Genomic DNA, 17,699 nt, shown 5'->3' with positions numbered 1-17,699 from the left:
CAGCATTACGCGCGTGCCGCATGTCGGCGCTCACGCTCCGCTACGACCACCAAATCACGATACCGTTGCGAGAGCCCGCCGGCGGGGTTCGCGAACCCACCGATACCGGATGTAACCAGCCAGCTATTGACGTTTACGCAGTTTGCTTCCTCAGCGCCTCGGGTGACGGACGCCATGCTTTGTACCAGCTATAGACGGTCATGCGTTTTGTGGCTAGATTGCCCGTGGGTAACTGGAATGCGCGTTTTGGTGATTCGGGCACTTCCAGATGGGGGATTCGATTGCAGGATGTGGATTTGCTATCGAAGGTGAAGTCGCTGCGCAGGGTGACGACGGCGGTTCGTGCGTGGTGGATGTCGCCGGTGGACTATGCCGCACAGGTCGGCTACTTCGAGCGCCGGGGACTGTTAGGGGCCATCCAGCTGCTCATCGGCGGCTGCGGCCTTCTGGTGGCTGCCATCCCGGTGGTCGCTCAGTTTTCTCCATCGGGTCCAGACACACTTCTGGCCAGGACGGCCTCTGCGGCGTTCACCGCCATCGCCGTCGTACGGGCCCTTGCGTGGTGGTGCAGGGATTGGCCGTCGCGGCCGTGGTCGATCGCGTTCATTGTCTTCGCCGATGTCGGAGTGGCGGTGGTGTCGGCGTTGGATTCCAACCCTCTGGCAGGCCTGGTCGGGCTCAACCTGATGGTTTTGGTCTCTGTCTATGCGAAGTTCTTCGATGGACCGAAACTGTTGGTCGCACACACGATCTGGGCAACCGGGTGGGCGCTGTACCTCGCGTTTCAGATCGCTGACGGCAGTCCGGCGGATCCCTACCTGGCCGCGGCGAAGGCAATGGTAGCCATCGCCGTGCTCGTCGCGACGCCGATCGCGGTGCATTTCGGTGTGTGGGTGCTGCGCGGGGACGCCGATGCAGCCATCACCGACGACCTCACCGGGCTACTCAATCGGCGTGGTCTGCATCTGCTCTTGAATCGGCTGATCGCTCAGGCCCTCGCCGGCAACCCCACTGGCGACGCGACGCTCGTGGTGATGGTGATCGATCTCGACCGCTTCAAGGACATCAACGACGCCCACGGACACGCCATCGGCGACGAGGTACTCGTGCGAACTGGCCGGCGAATCGCATCCGCCATGGACAGCCCAGCACTGATCGCCCGCACGGGCGGCGAAGAGTTCGTGGTCGCCGCCTTCATGTCGATGCGTCGCGTGACATCGGTTGCCGCACGCATCCTCGATGCGATCGCTGCCCCCGCCGACTCGCCCACCGTGACTGCCAGTATCGGGGTCACCACCGTCTCAAGTGCACAGTTCACCGATCCGCACACCGATCGCACAGCCAGCCTGGAACAGGCCATCGCCCACGCCGATCACGCCATGTTCACCGCTAAACGTCACGGCGGAAACGCCATGTCCCGCTACCCTGTCCCCCCACCTCCACACGACATACCGATACCCACCACCACGGACGAGCACCCACGTGCGCAGCAAGGCTGCTAGGACTCACACCTCTCGGTGTGGGCGTGCCCTGCGATTCCACATCACAACGGAGGTGTAGCTACCGATCGATTGACGGTACGGTGCGTTGTGTGGATACTGACGGTCGCGTAAGCGCAGGCTCGGGCACCACCCCATCAGCAGGAAGCCCACCCGACGATGATTCCAGCGAACGCATCCGGCTGGGCGAATGGGCCGGCGGCATCGCTGATGAACCCGCCCGGATACCGTCTATCCGTATCGGCCGGCGCTGGATCAGCTCGCTGTGGCTATTACCGCTGGGGATCGCCGCGCTGGTCGTCGGGGTGGCCATCGCGCAGCATCTGCGCCAGTTCGACTGGATGCAGGAGTTCATCGCCCGGTACCCGGGAACCACGGCGCCCCGAGGTTCCATCGAGCCCGGACTGCCCGCATGGCTGCGCTGGAGCCATCTTTTCAACCTCGTGTTCATGATGTTCATCATCCGCGCGGGCCTGCAGATTCTGGCTGATCATCCACGGCTGTATCTCAATTCGGGCAGCACCCCCGGAACGGCGTGGATGCGGTTGCGCGGCCCGGTTCCAGCCGATCGGCTCACCTCGGCCGACCCGGCGCGGGTGTGGACGGCCAAAGACGATTCGGTGTCGTTGCCGAGGTGGCTGGGCATCCCCGGTGTTCGGCACACCATCGGGCTGGCCCGATGGTGGCACTTCACCTTCGACGCCCTGTGGTTACTCAACGGCATCGTCTTCTACGTGCTGCTGTTCGCCACCGGGCAGTGGCGCCGCATCGTCCCGCAATCCTGGGACGTGATCCCCAATGCAGCATCGACGATGGTGCAGTACCTGTCTCTGGATTTTCCGGTCAATGACGGTTTCGTCGCCTACAACGGATTACAGCTCATCGCGTACTTCCTGACCGTGTTCGTCTTCGCACCATTGGCATTCGTCACCGGGCTGCTGCAGGCGCCGGCGATCGCGGCGCGGTTCGGGCTGGGCCGCGGGCCCGCCAACCGGCAGGTCGCCCGCTCCGTCCACTTCGTGGTGTTGGCATGGATGGTGTTCTTCATCTTCGTGCACACCGCGATGGTGTTCTCCACCGGACTGGTCGGAAATCTGAACCACATCGTGTTCGGCACCAACACCGACTCCTACTGGGCGCTGGTCATCTACCTGATCGTCATGGTCGTGATCATCGCCCTGTGGCTGCTGGCCTCACCACTCACGCTGCGTTACCCGCGCACGGTACAGAAGGTCGGGCAGGCGTCGATCGGCTGGATCAAGGGTCTGATGGAGTGGTTTCATCCCCGTGCCGACTACACCGAGAAGGACATTTCGCCGTACTTCTGGGCCAACGGCACGCTGCCCACCTCGGATGGCTACCGGCGGCTGCAAACCGGCGGATGGGCCGACTACACCCTGCACGTCGCAGGACTGGTCGCCAATCCAACAGGTTTCAGCTACGCCGACCTGCTCGCGATGGACAAACACGAGCAGATCACCCAGCACTACTGCATCCAGGGCTGGTCCGGGATCGCGAAATGGGGCGGGGTTCGCATGTCCGACATCATGGATATCGTCGGACCGCACCCGTCGGCCCGGTGGGTGGTGTTCTGCTCGATGGCCGACGGATCAGACCCCGACGGCGGCCGCTATTACGACTGCCACAAGGTCGAGCACATGCACCACCCGATGGCGCTATTGGCCTACGAGATGAACGGTGAACCGCTCACCGAATCCCACGGCGCCCCGCTGCGGTTGCGCAACGAGGTCGAGCTCGGGTTCAAACAGGTCAAATGGATCGAATCCATCGAATTCGTCGAGCACTTCGAACATGTCGGTAAAGGCCAGGGTGGGTACAACGAGGACCACGAGTACTTCGGCTACCGCATGCCCATCTGATATCGATGGTCAAAGACACTTCCCCACAATCGCATTCACCCGATACAAAGAGCTCAGAGATTTTTCGTATTTCCCCGGCATCTTCCAGGCCTTCGGTTGGGGCATCGGATCCCTCGTCGGGCGTCAAAGCACCCCGGTAACCAGAACTTTGACCAAAGCGCTCGCCATCCTGTGGGGATTCGCCGGCATCGTGTTCGTCTCGTTCTACACCGCCAATCTCAGCGCGACGCTGACCGTCACCAAACTGGACGTGAAAATCACCGGACCCGCCGACCTCTACGACAAATCGGTCGCCACCGTCGCCGGCACCATCGCCGCCGACTACCTGCGCTCCATGGGCGTGGACGCCACCGAAACCGCCACCATCGAGGACTCATACCACCTGCTGCGCGACGCAGGCTATGACGCTGTGGTGTTCGATGCCCCGGTGCTGCGCTACTACGTCGCCCACCGCGGCGAAGGTATCGCCGTCATGGCCGGTCCCGTTTTCCAGGACGAGAACCAAGGATTCGTCCTCGCAATCAACAGTCCACTGCGACAAACCGATCAACCAAACCCTGTTCGAGATGCGCGAAGACGGCACCTACAACATGATCAAAGAGAAATGGTTCGGCGACGACGTAGCCACCGCCGGAGACGTCGGCTGAGCTACGCAGATGCGGCTCTGCGCCATCTATCAGCTCGCCGCGCTGCGCGTGATCCGTTCAGCGCTCGATGTTTTCAGCCGCGAGTTGGCCACTGTCGGCGAACACGAGAGTGCCGTCGTCGAGCAGAACCGCCCACCGTCGCGCCGAAGCGACGATCAGCTCGTCGCCCACCACGACCGGCTGACCGGCCGCTGACCCGTAGTCCTCGACGATGACACCTCCGGTCTCCTGCGCATCGCCCGGGTACACCCGCACCCGCACGTCGATGGCCAAACCCGCAGTCTCCTCGCTCACGCCCTGCCTCTCGATTCATCAGCCTCACCGCTGCATTCAACAACGTCGGTCGCGCGTGTTTCTAGATGTCGTGGCTGCCGGCGGGCCCTGATCGGGGCCCGTAGCGCTGCTCGTAGGCTCGGTGCTTGTCGGCGTTGCGCTCACGCGAGAGCCTATCGACGAGATCCGGTCTGAGGCCGTGTTTGGCCAGCATGTGCCGGCGCCATACCTTGTTCAGGGCGTGCGAGAAGAACACGAACGGGATGAAGATCGGCAGCGTCATGCTCACGTGCAGATACAGCGACATCGGGATGAACCAGATCGGTGCGAGGATCAGGATGGCAGGCACCGCCACTCGACCCATCATGCGGACCGTGGCACCCGGTCCGGCGAGATCATTGGCGACCCAATCCCGCATGCAATCAGGCAGACGCTTGCCGTAGCAGTACGCGATGTATTGCAGCACGCCGGGCGTTGCCCGCGGTGGCTGATCGGTCGGCACGAGAGAGCAGCTTAACCACCGGTATGATGGATTGCGAATTCAATCAATCCATCAAGATGACTGGCGGCGGGTATGGCGGACAACTTCCTCAACGGACCTGAGCGGCCGCTGTATGAAATCAAAGCCAACCTCTTCAAGGCACTCGCTCACCCGGCCCGGATTCGCGTACTGGAGATCCTGTCGGCGAACTCCACCGCCACCCCGGTGAGCGCAATCCTGGCTGATACCGTCATCGAACCGACTCAGCTGTCCCAACACTTGGCCGTGCTTCGACGACATAACGTCGTGCGCGGGCATCGCATCGCCAACGCAGTGTTCTACGAGTTGGCGCACCCCAAGATCGCCGAACTGCTGGTGATCGCGCGGACATTCCTGACCGACACTTTGCGCGCACAACACGATCAGCTTGAAGCCGTCGGGGCCTTACCGCCGATCGGCGCCGCCCCGTGATGGGTGGCACGGTCGGCGACTTCGCACGGCCCCTGCTTCCGGGCCGTCACGACTACGCCGGGCTGCGATCGTCATGGCGGTCCGACATCGTTGCGGGAATCACTGTCGGCGTGGTGGCACTGCCGCTGGCGTTGGCATTCGGCATCAGCTCGGGAGTGGGCGCAGCGGCCGGTCTGGTGACCGCCATCGTCGCCGGCGTGGTGGCCGCAGTGTTCGGCGGCTCCCATGTGCAGGTGTCCGGCCCGACCGGGGCGATGGCCGTCGTGCTCGCGCCCATCGTCGCGCAGTACGGACTGAGCAGCGTCGCCATCGTCACAGTGCTCGCCGGAGCCTTCGTCTTGATCGCCGGTGCCACCGGTTTCGGTCGTGCGGTGACCTTCATTCCGTGGCCGGTGATCGAAGGTTTCACCCTCGGCATCGCAGTGATCATCTTCCTGCAGCAGGTGCCGGCCGCGGTCGGCCGGCCCGTACCCGAGGGAAAGCGCCCCCTGGTCGCGGCATTCGACGTCGTCATGGCTGCCGAGAGCACCACCGTGCTGCCCGCGCTGGCGGTGGTGGCTCTGGTGGTTGTCGTGATGATCGTGTTGCCGCGCCTGCATCCATCGATCCCGGCCTCACTGCTGGCCGTGATCGCTGCGACGGTCCTGGTGTCGGTGGCAGGCCTGCAATCCGCACGGATCGGGGCACTGCCGTCCCAGCTTCCAGGACCCGCGTGGCCGCAAGCCGATCTTGCTGTGGTGCACACCCTGCTCGGTGCGGCGCTGGCCATTGCAGCGTTGGCGGCCATCGAGTCGCTGTTGTCCGCACGAGTCGCGGCCACCATGTCGACTGCTGGCGACTACGACCCCAACCGCGAACTCGTGGGCCAAGGGTTGGCCTCGGTAGCCTCCGGATTCTTCGGCGGGATGCCGGCCACCGGTGCGATCGCGCGGACCGCTGTCAACGTGAGATCCGGTGCCCGCACCAGACTCTCCGCGATCACGCACTCGATCCTGCTACTCGCAGTGGTCTACCTGCTCAGCGGCCCGGTCGGCGCCATCCCGCTGGCGGCGCTGGCGGCGGTGCTGATGGTGACCGCAGTCCGGATGATCTCGGTCCCCGATATCAGCAGGATCGTGCGCAGCAGCCGCTCGGCGGCGCTGACCTTTGCGATCACCGCCGCAGTCACGGTCTGCTTCGACCTGATCCAAGCCGTCGAGATCGGGATCGCCGTGACGGCCGTGTTCGCGTTGAGTGCCGTCGCCCGGCGCAGCGGCGTCCACCGCGAACCGCTTCCCGGCCCCGCAGCACCCGGCGACGAGCACATCACCCTGCTGCGTCTGGACGGCGCGATGTTCTTCGGTGCGGCCGAACGCATGACCACAAACATCATGGAACTCTGCAGCCCCGGAACAGAAGTGGTCATCATCCGCCTATCCCAGCTGGGTCTCCTCGACGCCACCGGCGCCCATGCCCTCACCAGCATCGCCCGGCAACTCGAGTCACGCGGAATCACCGTCATCCTCAAAGGAATCCAAGCCGAACACCTGGACCTACTCGCAGGCGTAGGCATCGTCGACGCAGTGCGCCACCACAACCACGTGACCGACACCCTCGACGATGCAGTTCGCCACGCACGCAAACACATCGCGCACTCCCCTCCGCAGTCGCCACCCCTGGGCCAGGCCTGACAATGCCGACGACACGACACAAATTCAGGATGGCGACCACTCAGATGTTGGGCCACCGCCACATATTCGGCTGCACCGCAAGCGCTGGGGAAGACCCACAGGCGCACCATCGCTCACCAACACCCCGGACCACACGCCCAGCTCGACATGAACCACCACCCACGGCATCGCGGCGCTCCGGCTGGATCACCTCGGGCATCGCCAACGACCGATCACCGTGGATGAAAGACCGCGTCGACCAGCTGATGCAGATACTCGCCGACGAACACGCAATCAGCATTCCGCGACAACTCATCCGCGCAGAGCTCTCCACCTACCTCACCACCGTTGCATCCCTGTTCCGGATCAGCCGCCTCGACGGACGGTTGTTCGTCACCGACGGCATGCTGCGAGCCTCGGCATACGAAATCACCCAAGCTCATACCGAACTGATGGACACCCATGACCTGATGCCGAGTTCAGACCTTGGCTCTGGTCCTCATCCGCTTGGGCTGCCCCGCCGCCACACCAAAGAGGCAGGCAACGATGAGCGAATCCACTGAGTCCAACCACCAGCAGGAGCACACGTTCAGCGAACGCGTTATTGAAGAGTTCCGCTCACACGGTGGAAAAGTGAGCGGTGCCTTTGAAGGATTCGACATTCTCCTGCTGCACAATGTGGACGCCAAGAGCACCCTCCGCCGCATTAGTCCAGTGCGGTACTTCGATATCGACGGGGCCCGATACATCCTCGGTTCAGCGCCCGGTAGCAATGCGCAACCTGCATGGGTCCTCAATATCCGGGCAAATCCCGGCGTCCGCATCGAGCTCGGCGGCGCCGATATCGCCTACGGCCACGCTGACGAGATACTCGGCGAAGCCCGCGACTGCCTCCTCGACATCATCAAGCAACGCGCCCCCGGATTCGGCCACTCCGAAGCTGCCACACAATCAACCGTTGCCGTCTTCGAATTACGCACCATTCGATTGTCGGTATGAATTCCCCTTTACAACTTGCCCGCAAAGACAAGGGCAGGTTGGCATGTGACCGATAGACCGCGGCCCAGCACGGGATTTCGTTCTCCTGCGCTAATGACATGATCCGATGCCGCGCCGCACGAAGTTCAGCGGACTCCCCAGTGCTCTTGCCCAGCGGGCTACTTTCGCCGACCAAGGCTGCGGCGAACCCATACTTGGCCACCTACCCGAATTACTCGGTGGACACCGAACTGACAGAGGCGTCAACGACTATCGCAGTCAGCACCGCTTGGTACCACTCCTGCGCACCGATGATCTCGATGGCAACGACGACACATGTGGGCCTTGTTCGACTCATCCGCGTGGGGCGAAATGAACAGTTTGGCAGGGCAATTGACCAAATATCGGGAATGTTTGCCCTGGATGCGGAAAACGATCTCTACGGCGTCACCGCCGCGACGTTTGGCGCAATACATCACGTGATCGGCATGCGCGACCAGTTCGTTGATCTCCGCTGTACCGAGTGGGTCATCCTGCTCAATCACCGCCAGGCCGATACTGGCCGTCACCTTCGGCGGCGGTCCGGATGCAATCGTCGCTCGCACCCTCTCACTGATCACCGCGGCGACATCTGCCGGCATCGCGTCGACGATGATGCGAGTCCGGTCAAAGGGTCGACCAGCGAATCGACCGCACTGGTGTGGACCAGCCAGTAGCCGAACTGCACTGCCGGCAGGATCCCCACTACGACTGCAGGCACAATCAATGTCGTGACTGATCCATAGCTGCGCCGGAGAGTCCCTGTTCAGCACCCATCCAGATGGTCAAACCCACCACTGTCAGGCTGGCCCAATAACTTGGCAGGCAGGGAGTTTGAGACCGTGAAAGAAAGTCACATATGCACCGGCGACAACAAACATCTCACCGGTGGCCGGCGCGCCAATACTCTGCGACTTCAATCCAAGTGCCAACACCAGGATGACTTGAGTCAATTGGCAGAAGGCCATTTTCGTCGGTCAAACCACCCACAGATTGGCCGACTGAGCTTTCGCAGACTGCCAAATCGAGCGTTGCGGTCAGCGCCGCCAGCACGCTGGAAAGCGTGCTGAACCGCGCCTCCTCTTCCGCTGACGAGCCCATCTCCAGTCGTGCCAGTCGCAGGGACTCCCACCGCGCCGCTACTGCTGCGTATCGCCGACTTATCGCCGGATTGGCCCCTCGTCGCCTGAGCGCCTCGTTGATGCTCTCCGTCCGAAGGCTGATATCAGTGGTCAAGAGCTCTCGTCCCCAGGCACAGATGTGCCGATGTATGACTGTCGAACCATGTTTCGGCGTGCCGGACGAACGACACGACGCGCCGCCGCCACCACGATGCCGCCCCGGCGGTCCTCAGCCCCCAATTCCTCGCATCCACGATCCCAGGATGTCACCCCCACATTGCGTCAGCATGTCAACCTGTCCCACCGGCATTGGCTCGCGGACGGCGACTGGCGCTACACGTCTGACATTCGGCCAAATGTATTGACGCGATCGATATATTTTGCCGGCAAGACTTGCGCATGCAGAATCTCCGTGTTCAACTGCGATATTATCGTCCAGTTATCGGACTGCGGCGATAGCTGGCTTTGGGGGTGCTGTGTCGGCGCCGAACGCTGACGGCAGGCACAGCAACTGGACGAAGGGGCATGGGGGTTGCGCGGCGATCTTCGGAGCGCTCAGATCTTTGCGCGACTGGTGGCTGAATGGTGGCGAGAACCTGTCGACTACAACGCGTACGTGCAGTACTTTTCCAAGCGATCTCTGGCCGGCGCCATACGCATCATGATCGGCTGCGGAATCGGTCTCATTGGGGTGATCACCGGTGCGCTGGTGTATCCCTCGGCCGGCGATACCCAGCCTGCGTCTCAGATCGTTCTGGTTCTTTTCGCCGGGCTTCTCGGCTGCTGGGCGGTGTTGTGGTGCTTGCGCCCGTGGCCAACCCGCCAGCAGTCCCGGGTGTTCATCATCACCGCCGATGTCGGCATCGCAGCCATGGCGGTCACGGCTGCGAACTGGTTGACCGCCTTGTTCGCACTGAATTGCTTTGCATTGATCTCAGTCTATCTGATGTTCTTCGATGGGCCGAAATCCCTTGCCCTACATACTAGTTTGATCCTTGTCGCGACGATGGGCTTCGTCGTGGTCGAAGGCGCAGACACCAGCGTTGCCGGCAGGGTTCTCGGAGCGGTGATCCCGCTGATCACAACACCATTGGGGATACAGTTCGGCATACGTACGTTGCGCCAAGATGCCAACGAGTCTGCCAACGATCCGCTGACAGGGCTGCTCAATCGCCGAGGCCTCCATTTGCACCTGGATGAGTTACTCCAACTCGGTGAGTCCGAAATTGAGGCCGTGGCGGTACTACTCGTCGACCTTGACCGATTCAAAGATATCAACGACACCTACGGCCACGCTGCAGGGGACGAGGTGCTGACGAGCTGTGCCCAGAAAATCAGATCAACAGTCGGCGATCGTGCACTGGTTGCGCGTGTGGGCGGCGAAGAGTTTGTCATCGTCGACCGCGCAGACCCCAACGACGCCGCCCATACCGCTGAACTCGTCAGGCAAGCGATCATGACCACAGTAGGCCGAATGGCAGTCACAGCCAGCCTGGGCGTCACCATCGCGGCCCGCGCCGATTTCATGTCTCCGGACGCGGATCCGCACCAGCTGCTCGACACGATCATCGCGCGCGCCGACCGAGCGATGTTCGATGCCAAACGCGATGGCGGCAACAGGACACACCACTTATAGGGCAGCGTGGCGGTTCTGGTCTCAGCGGATCTGCGTGCTGCGCTGTTGAGGACGGCGATGGGTATGCTCGAACGCGGCGAAGCATTCTCCATTCGGGCCGTCGCACGCGAGGCCGGCGTGTCGCCCACCGCTCCATACCGACATTTTCCCGACCGCGAGGCGCTTGAATCCGCGGTAGCGGCGCAGGGGCTACGTGATCTGAAGATCGATCTGTCTCGGGGCCGGGGACTGCCCGACACCATCGACGGACTGGCCCTGGGCGGCTGGGGCTTGGTCCACGGACTCGCCTATCTCTAGGACAGCACATGACCAAGCACATCCTCCATGCCGTCACCAACGTCGCGCATTACGAGGAACACCGGACCGGCCTCTGGCTCTCCGAGCTGACCCATGCCTGGCATGTCTTCGGCCAGCATGGATTCGAACAGACTCTCGTCAGCCCCGCCGGCGGAACGGTTCCACTGGAGCCCCGCTCGCTGAAGTTCCCGAGCTACGACAAGACCGCCAAGGCTTGGCATACCGATCCCGCCAAGATGGCACTGCTGGAAAACACCCGCAGCCCAGACGAGATCGACTCAACCGATTACGATGCCATTTTCTTCACCGGCGGACACGCTGTCATGTACGAATTCCCCAATAGCGTTGGACTGCAACGGATCACCCGCGAACTGTACGAGTGCGGAGACATCGTCGCACCAGTATGTCACGGCTACTGCGGACTACTCCATACCAAACTGTCCGACGGCTCGTACCTTATCGACGGCAAGTTGATGACCGGTTTCGCATGGCAGAAAGAAGTTCTCGCCCGCATCGACAAGCTCGTCCCCTACAACGCCGAAGAACAGGCACGGCTGCGGGGTGCCCGATATGAAAAAAACCTTGTCCCGTTCAAGGCCTGCGCCGTCACCGACGGCAATCTGGTGACCGGACAAAACCCAGGATCCGCCAAGAAAGCGGCCACGAGGATCGCTGCGCTTCTCCAGCCGTGATCTCGTTTCTTCCATGAGTTGGTGTGCAGCGGCGCTGATAAAGCCCCCTGTCGTCAGGTAGACCAACGCTGGGGGCTGTCTGATCGATCGCGGGCGCATTCGTGCGGCAACGACTCTGCACCGCATGGCGAATCAGTCCTGCCATCGATTCTCGGGCGTACCATCGACACCACGGTGGGTGTGCGTCTGCGTTGACCAGACGTCCCGCCCAGGCCCCGCTGCAGACTCCTCCCTAACTATGCCGGCGGGGCCGTCCACAATTCGCCCTGGTATCAGTAGCAGGGCACTCTGGATACCTCACGCACCCGCGAAGTGGACATTTTCTGTCGGGGCTACGTGTTCAGCGGTCGGCTGAACCAGTGAGGGCCATCTCGACAGATTCCGAAGGCACCCGAGGAGCCACGACGGGGTCACGTCCGGAATACGCAAACTTATTCGGTCCCCCGAACGGTAGAAGGCACAGTGGCCATTCGGGGCCGTGCTAGACCTGGTGTGGTTGGGTATGAAGCTGATTGCTGCGCTGGTCAGCACAATGGGCGTGGCGATCTTGGCGGGCTGCGGCGGCGGGAACGACGGGACCACAACGACGGTGTTCGTGACACCGTCGTCGGTGTCGACGGTGGTGTCAACAGTGACCGTGACAGTTCATTCGCCACCGGCTTCTGGTTCGACGGGTAGTGCGCCTTAGTCCGAGGTCGGGGTCGTGGGTTCGTCCGTTCTGATTGCGGCCAATGCTTCATCGAGGGCGGTGTAGATGTCGACTACATCAGCGACGCCCACTAGCGTCAATGGGCGTGCTGTCGTGGGTCCGTCTGCGACCACGGCGAACTGAGCGTCCAGATTGTAATGCGCGGAGACTAGTGCGCCGATCCCGACGGAAGCCAGAAAGTCGACGGCCAGCAGATCTACCACCAGGCTGCCCGGGGATTTCGACATCACTGACTCGATCGCGGCCTCTAGGCGGGCGACGGTCAACATGTCCACTGTTCCCGACACCGTGAGCACCCAGATGTCGCCGTCGCGGTGTTCGGTTACTTTGCACGTCGCCGTAGAACGGCCCGCGTTGGTGTCGTCGTTCATTGGCGCGACCTTCCATAGCTAGTTCAGCCGCGTGTTCGAGGCTGGCCGATCATATAGGGGTGTGCGACGGTCGCCGACCGGTGTGCGGGCCCGGGATCGGTTCGCTATCCACTTTGCGCAGAATCTGCCGTATCCATTTCGTTTTCTCGGGATTGACTAGCGTGCAGCCGATTTGGGTACGAAAGTGTCGATGACCGATGCACCGGAGCGCCGCGCGTGGCACTGGGCTGGCGTTGGCGGTAGGAGCAGACCCTCCTGCCGCCAACAGACTGACCCAAGATCTGGTCAGATGGCTCAACAGCCAACGCATCGATCCGGCGCGCACGTCCGATATCTCGCTGGCAGCGTATGAAGCATTAGCCAATTGCGTCGACCACGCGTACCGGGGTGCGGCAGGCCAGATGACGCTCGAAGCAACGTTCAGCGACCGCCATGAGGCGATCGTCGTTTGCGGCACGGACAGCGGAACTTGGGTTGAGCCGTAAGCGTCCGAGGTCGACATCGCGCGCGGAAGAGGGCTGCGCCTTCTGCGGGCGCTCTGCGACGAAGTCGACGAAGTCGCTGTTGATGGCACCGGGTCCGGCACCAGGGTGTGTCTCCAGTTCAACAATCGCTCCGGCATCGCGGAACCAGTCTGAAATGCTCTGTGGTGCAACCAATTATGTGTGGTGCAGGGCCAGGGCTCCTGTGTGCGTAGGCAAGCACCGACGTTGGAATTGTCCAAGGTCGTTGGTGGAGCCCTGACCCGCACTTGACGAGGAGTTCGGCGCCCCAAAGGGAAACTGGACTCTTCGTGACGTGTATGCCCGGCCGGCGAGCAAACTAATCCTGTCGCGTTGTCGGTGACCGGAGGCAAAGTGCGCCAGAGCGTTTCACGTTGGCGTGGAATTCGCTGCAACGCGAACGCCAGTTCCAGACCGCACTGGGCAGCCGGGACCTGATCGGTCAGGCCAAGGGCATCCTGATGGAACGCTTCGACATCGACGTGGTGGCGGCCTTCAACACCTTGCGTAGCCTGTCCCAAGACCTCAACATCACGCTGTCCGAGGTGTCCGCACGCATCGTCACCGAGGTCAGGTGGTAGACCACAGCTGCCGCGTCCCTCTCGCGTCACCAATGTATTAAGACATCACAGCCGGTCAGCAGAGAGGCCCTTAACAAGTCGCAGTGGGCGGCCGACAGTCGGGTTGTGCTGGTGTCGTCTGCGAGGCGATCAGGTGGGCCAACCCCTTGTTGAGACGACAGTGGGGCCGCACCGCGATCGCCGACCACTGCTCCAACACCAACTCTTGCCGATCACAGCTCATCATGTCCACAGCGGTCGGTGCGGTAGCGTGCCCAACCGATGATCAGGAGGCCGCATGGCTGAGCACGTGCCACACGAGCGTGAGCTCGCGTCCCCTCAGAGCCACGTCGCAGTAACGGTTCGGGCAGCGGCACACGCACATAGCCTCGCAATTCTGCGGACCATGGTGTCGGCTGCGGCCTCATACGAAGACTTGGACCTCAACGCCGTCGCTGACCTGCGGTTAGCCCTCGACGAGGCGGCAACCGCACTCGTCCGCGCCGCGTTGCCCGGCGAAACCCTGCAGGTGGTGGTGCAACCACAACCTGATGTCGTCGCAGTGCGGGTCTCGGTCGTCTGCCCCACTGGGGTGACAGTGATAGAGCCGGGCAGTTTCAGCCGACATGTGCTCGACTCGCTGGCCGACAGCGTCCACACCTTCACCAGTGACGAAAGCGGCCCGCACCAGGTACTGGGAACTTCGCTGACCCTGAGCCGGCGGAGCATACGTCGGTGAGTTCGGAATACGCGGACGTCACCGTCAAGTTTCACGAACTCTCCTCTCTGACGGCGGACACACCCGAGTACGTAGCGCTACGCGAACAGATTGTGCAGCAATGCCTTCCGCTGGCCGATCACATAGCGCGCCGTTTCAACAACCGCGGTGAAGCCCACGACGACCTCGTCCAGGTCGCCCGTATCGGTCTGTTGAACGCGGTCAACCGGTTTGATGTGCAGACCGGATCGGAGTTCATGGCCTTTGCGGTTCCGACCATCATGGGCGAGGTCCGCCGACACTTCCGCGACCACGGCTGGGCTGTCAAAGTGCCTCGCCGACTCAAAGAACTGCACCTGCGCATCGGCTCGGCGACCGCCGAGATGTCGCAACGGCTCGGCCGCGCGCCGACCGCATCAGAACTGGCAGCCGAACTGGGTGAGGACCGCGAAGAGATCGTTCAGGGCCTCATCGTCGGCAGTTCCTACACCACACGATCTATCGACGCCGGCCGCGACGACGACACGCCCTTCCTCGCAGCCAGCCTCGGCGAACGCGACTCAGCGCTCGACCGCATCGAAGACCGCGAAGCGATACGCCCGGCGCTGGCCAAACTGCCCGAACGCGAACGCGAGGTGCTGCGGCTACGCTTCTTCGAGTCGATGACCCAGACCCAGATCGCCGAACGTGTCGGCATATCGCAGATGCACGTATCACGCCTGCTGGCCAGAAGCCTCACCGCTCTGCGGCAAGAACTGGACATCTCGGACTAGCACCATGGCTACGGTCGGCGCCCCGGAGGCAGCGCCAACTGGTACTACCGTCAGTGGGCGGCAGACAATCGTCACACGCTCTCTGCGCGCCGGCGTATACCTGCCACAGTCCTCGAGGCATGGAGTGAGATCCACTGAAATGACGTCAGTGTGCCGTACCGAACATCAACGACGCGTTCGGTAGAGGACGACCCAAGCACGCGACGCTAACGTCAGCCCTACAGTTGAGTCATGCGGGCGGACTTCCACGAGAAGCTTGATTCGTTGACCGTGACGCTCAGCGCCATGTGCAGCGCGGCGGGTCGGTCGATGAACCGCGCGACCAGCGCGTTGTTGGACGCAGACCTTGGGCTGGCTGAAAGTGTCATCAGCGACCAGAGCCAACTCGCAGAAGCACGGGCTCACGCCGAGGAGCAGGCCTTCCTCCTCTTGGCGCTGCAGGGCCCTGTCGCCCGTGATCTCCGAACCGTCGTGGCATCCCTGCAGAATGTCGCCGACGCAGAAAGGATGGGAGGCCTGGCAGTGCACGTCGCAAAGATCGCACGGCGGCGGCACCCCGGGTGCGCAGTGCCAGAACAGGTCAGAAGCTACTTTGCCCAGATGGGCAAAATCGCTGTCGATCTCGGGACGGCCGCAGAACATGTCGTGCGCTCGCGTAATCCGTCCCGTGCTGCTGAGATCGACACCGACGACGACGCCATGGACACGCTGCACCGCCACCTCTTCCTGGTACTCATGGGCCCCGACTGGAAGCACGGTGCGGCAGCGGCTGTCGATGTCACACTGCTGGGGCGCTTCTACGAGAGATTCGCTGACCACGCCGTCGCGATCGGGCGCCGCGTCGTCTTCGAAGCCACCGGTCGATCCGCCAGCAACAGCGGATAGCCTAGCGCCGACAGGCCCGCCCCTACCGCTCGCGCATCGCCACGCACGGTAGTGGCTGCGCGACGAATGTTCAGCTCGGGGATGTTCCAGGGTCGCGTCCAGCTCGAACGCCGCCAGGGGTCTGGTGTCACCGCATGACCGTCCCTTGCGAGCACCGCTCATTCCGTTCACACTGCAAAGACCATCTCAAACTACGCATTCGGCATCCGCGATACCCGAGGGATCAGTCGTGAAAGCTTCCTTGTGAAAGGAACACAGAGTGGTGCCAGCATCTGGTGAGGTCACTCCGTTGCGGGAACGCAAGAAGGTCAAGACGCGCCTAGCGATCCGCCGTGCGGCACTCGAACTTTTTGCTGCACAAGGCTTCGCGAACACCACGGTCGATCAGATCGCCGAGGCGGCCGACGTCTCGCCCCGCACATTCTATCGATACTTCGGGCTCAAAGAATCAGTCTTACTGGGCGATACACAGATTGAGCCGACAGTGTCGGCCTTTATTGCAGCTCCCCGACACCTCTCGGCGGTCGCAGCCTACCGGCATGCACTAGCCGAGGTTTTCGGCCGGCTGACAGCGGAGGAACTCGAAGACGCGAAAGCCGTTCTGCAAGTTATGCAACAAGTGCCCGAGGCCCGGGGCCCTCTCTACACGGAGTTCACCAGATTGATCGACTTGATCACCCACGCGCTCGTCCATCGCGCCGACTCACCCAGCAGCGAGCAGGAACGGCGAGTGGTTGCCGGGGCGATCGTCGGCGTCCTGATCGCCGCTTTTCATGACAACCCAGCGCCCAACGAGACCGTCATGTCCGCACTGACCATGCTCGAACTCCGACTGTGACCATCACGATGTGCGCGCCATGTTCCTCGGGCCGAAGCACTTGGCCTACAAGTCAACTGGATTAAGATCGTGCCGGGCTGCGGGTGGTTCTCGGTGATGCGGTTCTAAGGCCAGCGCCAAAATATTCTTCGACGGGGTCCTGGCTACTCAGCGATATCTGCATCGCGAACATCCCGACCGGTTCCTCGTAGCCAGGATCTTGTCGAGTCTTGCTGTCCACAAGGTGGGCGGGACGTCTCTCACAACCATAAATAGACCGATCGGGGTCAGGCCGCCAACCGTACGTCACTCGAACTGGACATTGACCGATCCGAGGCGCCCAGAAGATCGGCCCAACCCCTATCGGGCTAAGCGATGTGGCGAAGCCGCACTACATCGCGCTCCACGCAGCCCACCAGTTGCGCAGCTTCGGATGGGGTCAACGTCGGATCAAACAGAATGCTGAGCTCTTCGGCCGAAAAATGCGGTTCGTGCTCCCACGGCGCATGATCCCATCCAGCATCGCCGAAACCGCCAAACAGTTGCTCGCCGCTCATCGTCAGCTCCCAAACATGGACGTTTTCCGCTGTCGACACTGAAGCGAATCCAGCGCACTACTGACCCTACATCTCGAAAGCAATGCAAGTTCATTTTAGCGGCCGTGTGTGTTGGCTGCCCCCGAATAGGCGACCCACATCGA

The 17,699-nt window shown here is 62.3% G+C and carries 20 protein-coding genes and 2 pseudogenes; 18 read left to right on the top strand and 4 right to left on the bottom strand.

Translation table 11 applies throughout. From position 1 onward, the window contains the following. Window positions 1-224: 224 nt before the first annotated feature. The 3 genes and pseudogenes from ACLBYA_RS06090 to ACLBYA_RS06080 form a co-directional block, all read left to right on the top strand. Window positions 225-1,502, top strand: a complete 1,278-nt coding sequence (locus ACLBYA_RS06090) for a diguanylate cyclase domain-containing protein (RefSeq protein WP_447708452.1) — start codon at window positions 225-227, stop codon at window positions 1,500-1,502. An 89-nt stretch (window positions 1,503-1,591) separates the two neighbouring features. Then, entirely contained in the window at window positions 1,592-3,379 is a 1,788-nt protein-coding gene (locus ACLBYA_RS06085) for a molybdopterin-dependent oxidoreductase (RefSeq protein ID WP_447708451.1), read from the top strand. After that, window positions 3,312-4,028: pseudogene (locus tag ACLBYA_RS06080) on the top strand (hypothetical protein); the annotation flags it as partial. The gene ACLBYA_RS06085 and the pseudogene ACLBYA_RS06080, both read left to right, overlap by 68 nt. Before the next feature lie 55 nt (window positions 4,029-4,083). Here ACLBYA_RS06080 and ACLBYA_RS06075 read toward each other — a convergent pair. Continuing rightward, window positions 4,084-4,320, bottom strand: coding sequence for a hypothetical protein (locus ACLBYA_RS06075; RefSeq protein WP_447708450.1), 237 nt, complete (start codon window positions 4,318-4,320; stop codon window positions 4,084-4,086). Between the two features lie 61 nt (window positions 4,321-4,381). Beyond that, on the bottom strand, window positions 4,382-4,801 hold the full coding sequence (locus tag ACLBYA_RS06070; RefSeq protein ID WP_447708449.1) for a DUF5313 domain-containing protein: 420 nt from the start codon (window positions 4,799-4,801) through the stop codon (window positions 4,382-4,384). Between the two features lie 72 nt (window positions 4,802-4,873). Here ACLBYA_RS06070 and ACLBYA_RS06065 point away from each other — a divergent pair, with 72 nt between their 5' ends. The 8 genes from ACLBYA_RS06065 to ACLBYA_RS06030 all read left to right on the top strand — a co-directional run bounded on the left by ACLBYA_RS06065 (window position 4,874) and on the right by ACLBYA_RS06030 (window position 11,663). Further along, window positions 4,874-5,251 carry an ArsR/SmtB family transcription factor gene (locus ACLBYA_RS06065; protein WP_447708448.1) on the top strand — a complete coding sequence of 126 codons (378 nt, stop codon included), beginning with the start codon at window positions 4,874-4,876 and terminating at the stop codon, window positions 5,249-5,251. Continuing rightward, entirely contained in the window at window positions 5,251-6,921 is a 1,671-nt protein-coding gene (locus tag ACLBYA_RS06060; RefSeq protein WP_447708663.1) for a SulP family inorganic anion transporter, read from the top strand. Before ACLBYA_RS06065 ends, ACLBYA_RS06060 begins: the two co-directional genes overlap by 1 nt. A gap of 221 nt (window positions 6,922-7,142) precedes the next feature. Next, window positions 7,143-7,463, top strand: a complete 321-nt coding sequence (locus tag ACLBYA_RS06055) for a hypothetical protein (RefSeq protein ID WP_447708447.1) — start codon at window positions 7,143-7,145, stop codon at window positions 7,461-7,463. After that, a complete protein-coding gene (locus tag ACLBYA_RS06050; protein WP_447708446.1) occupies window positions 7,447-7,899 on the top strand; it encodes a nitroreductase/quinone reductase family protein in 453 nt (150 codons plus the stop codon). Before ACLBYA_RS06055 ends, ACLBYA_RS06050 begins: the two co-directional genes overlap by 17 nt. 218 nt (window positions 7,900-8,117) lie before the next feature. Beyond that, the gene (locus tag ACLBYA_RS06045; protein WP_447708445.1) at window positions 8,118-8,594 is read left to right on the top strand and encodes a hypothetical protein; all 477 of its coding nucleotides are present in this window, start codon (window positions 8,118-8,120) and stop codon (window positions 8,592-8,594) included. Between the two features lie 1,018 nt (window positions 8,595-9,612). Beyond that, a complete protein-coding gene (locus ACLBYA_RS06040) occupies window positions 9,613-10,674 on the top strand; it encodes a GGDEF domain-containing protein (RefSeq protein WP_447708444.1) in 1,062 nt (353 codons plus the stop codon). Window positions 10,675-10,731: 57 nt separating this feature from the next. Continuing rightward, a complete protein-coding gene (locus ACLBYA_RS06035) occupies window positions 10,732-10,971 on the top strand; it encodes a TetR/AcrR family transcriptional regulator (RefSeq protein ID WP_447708443.1) in 240 nt (79 codons plus the stop codon). A gap of 8 nt (window positions 10,972-10,979) precedes the next feature. After that, entirely contained in the window at window positions 10,980-11,663 is a 684-nt protein-coding gene (locus ACLBYA_RS06030; protein ID WP_447708442.1) for a type 1 glutamine amidotransferase domain-containing protein, read from the top strand. 684 nt (window positions 11,664-12,347) lie between these two features. Here ACLBYA_RS06030 and ACLBYA_RS06025 read toward each other — a convergent pair. Beyond that, the gene (locus ACLBYA_RS06025) at window positions 12,348-12,743 is read right to left on the bottom strand and encodes an STAS domain-containing protein (protein ID WP_447708441.1); all 396 of its coding nucleotides are present in this window, start codon (window positions 12,741-12,743) and stop codon (window positions 12,348-12,350) included. A gap of 197 nt (window positions 12,744-12,940) precedes the next feature. On the opposite strand from ACLBYA_RS06025, the gene ACLBYA_RS06020 reads away from it, so the two are divergent. From ACLBYA_RS06020 to ACLBYA_RS05990, 7 genes and pseudogenes are all read left to right on the top strand, one after another. Then, window positions 12,941-13,228, top strand: coding sequence for an ATP-binding protein (locus tag ACLBYA_RS06020; protein WP_447708440.1), 288 nt, complete (start codon window positions 12,941-12,943; stop codon window positions 13,226-13,228). Between the two features lie 392 nt (window positions 13,229-13,620). Then, entirely contained in the window at window positions 13,621-13,827 is a 207-nt protein-coding gene (locus tag ACLBYA_RS06015) for an ANTAR domain-containing protein (RefSeq protein ID WP_447708439.1), read from the top strand. A 385-nt stretch (window positions 13,828-14,212) separates the two neighbouring features. Then, window positions 14,213-14,545 carry a hypothetical protein gene (locus ACLBYA_RS06010; RefSeq protein WP_447708438.1) on the top strand — a complete coding sequence of 111 codons (333 nt, stop codon included), beginning with the start codon at window positions 14,213-14,215 and terminating at the stop codon, window positions 14,543-14,545. Further along, on the top strand, window positions 14,542-15,297 hold the full coding sequence (locus tag ACLBYA_RS06005) for a SigB/SigF/SigG family RNA polymerase sigma factor (RefSeq protein WP_447708437.1): 756 nt from the start codon (window positions 14,542-14,544) through the stop codon (window positions 15,295-15,297). Before ACLBYA_RS06010 ends, ACLBYA_RS06005 begins: the two co-directional genes overlap by 4 nt. 57 nt (window positions 15,298-15,354) lie before the next feature. Beyond that, a pseudogene (locus ACLBYA_RS06000) lies at window positions 15,355-15,435 on the top strand (hypothetical protein); the annotation flags it as partial. Window positions 15,436-15,528: 93 nt separating this feature from the next. Next, window positions 15,529-16,182 (top strand): phosphate signaling complex protein PhoU, encoded by a 654-nt coding sequence (gene phoU / locus ACLBYA_RS05995; protein ID WP_447708436.1) that lies wholly within the window; start codon window positions 15,529-15,531, stop codon window positions 16,180-16,182. A gap of 289 nt (window positions 16,183-16,471) precedes the next feature. Beyond that, complete coding sequence (locus tag ACLBYA_RS05990; RefSeq protein WP_447708435.1) at window positions 16,472-17,020, top strand: TetR family transcriptional regulator; 549 nt, start codon at window positions 16,472-16,474, stop codon at window positions 17,018-17,020. Between the two features lie 347 nt (window positions 17,021-17,367). On the opposite strand, the gene ACLBYA_RS05985 is transcribed toward ACLBYA_RS05990, so the two are convergent. Continuing rightward, window positions 17,368-17,556: a hypothetical protein gene (locus ACLBYA_RS05985; RefSeq protein WP_447708434.1), complete on the bottom strand. Its 189-nt coding sequence runs from the start codon at window positions 17,554-17,556 to the stop codon at window positions 17,368-17,370. Between the last annotated feature and the right edge of the window lie 143 nt (window positions 17,557-17,699).

It is taken from the genome of Mycobacterium sp. C31M, assembly GCF_053345865.1.
The sequence above is the reverse complement of the archived record's forward strand: the minus strand, read 5'-3'. Positions and strand labels throughout refer to the sequence as shown.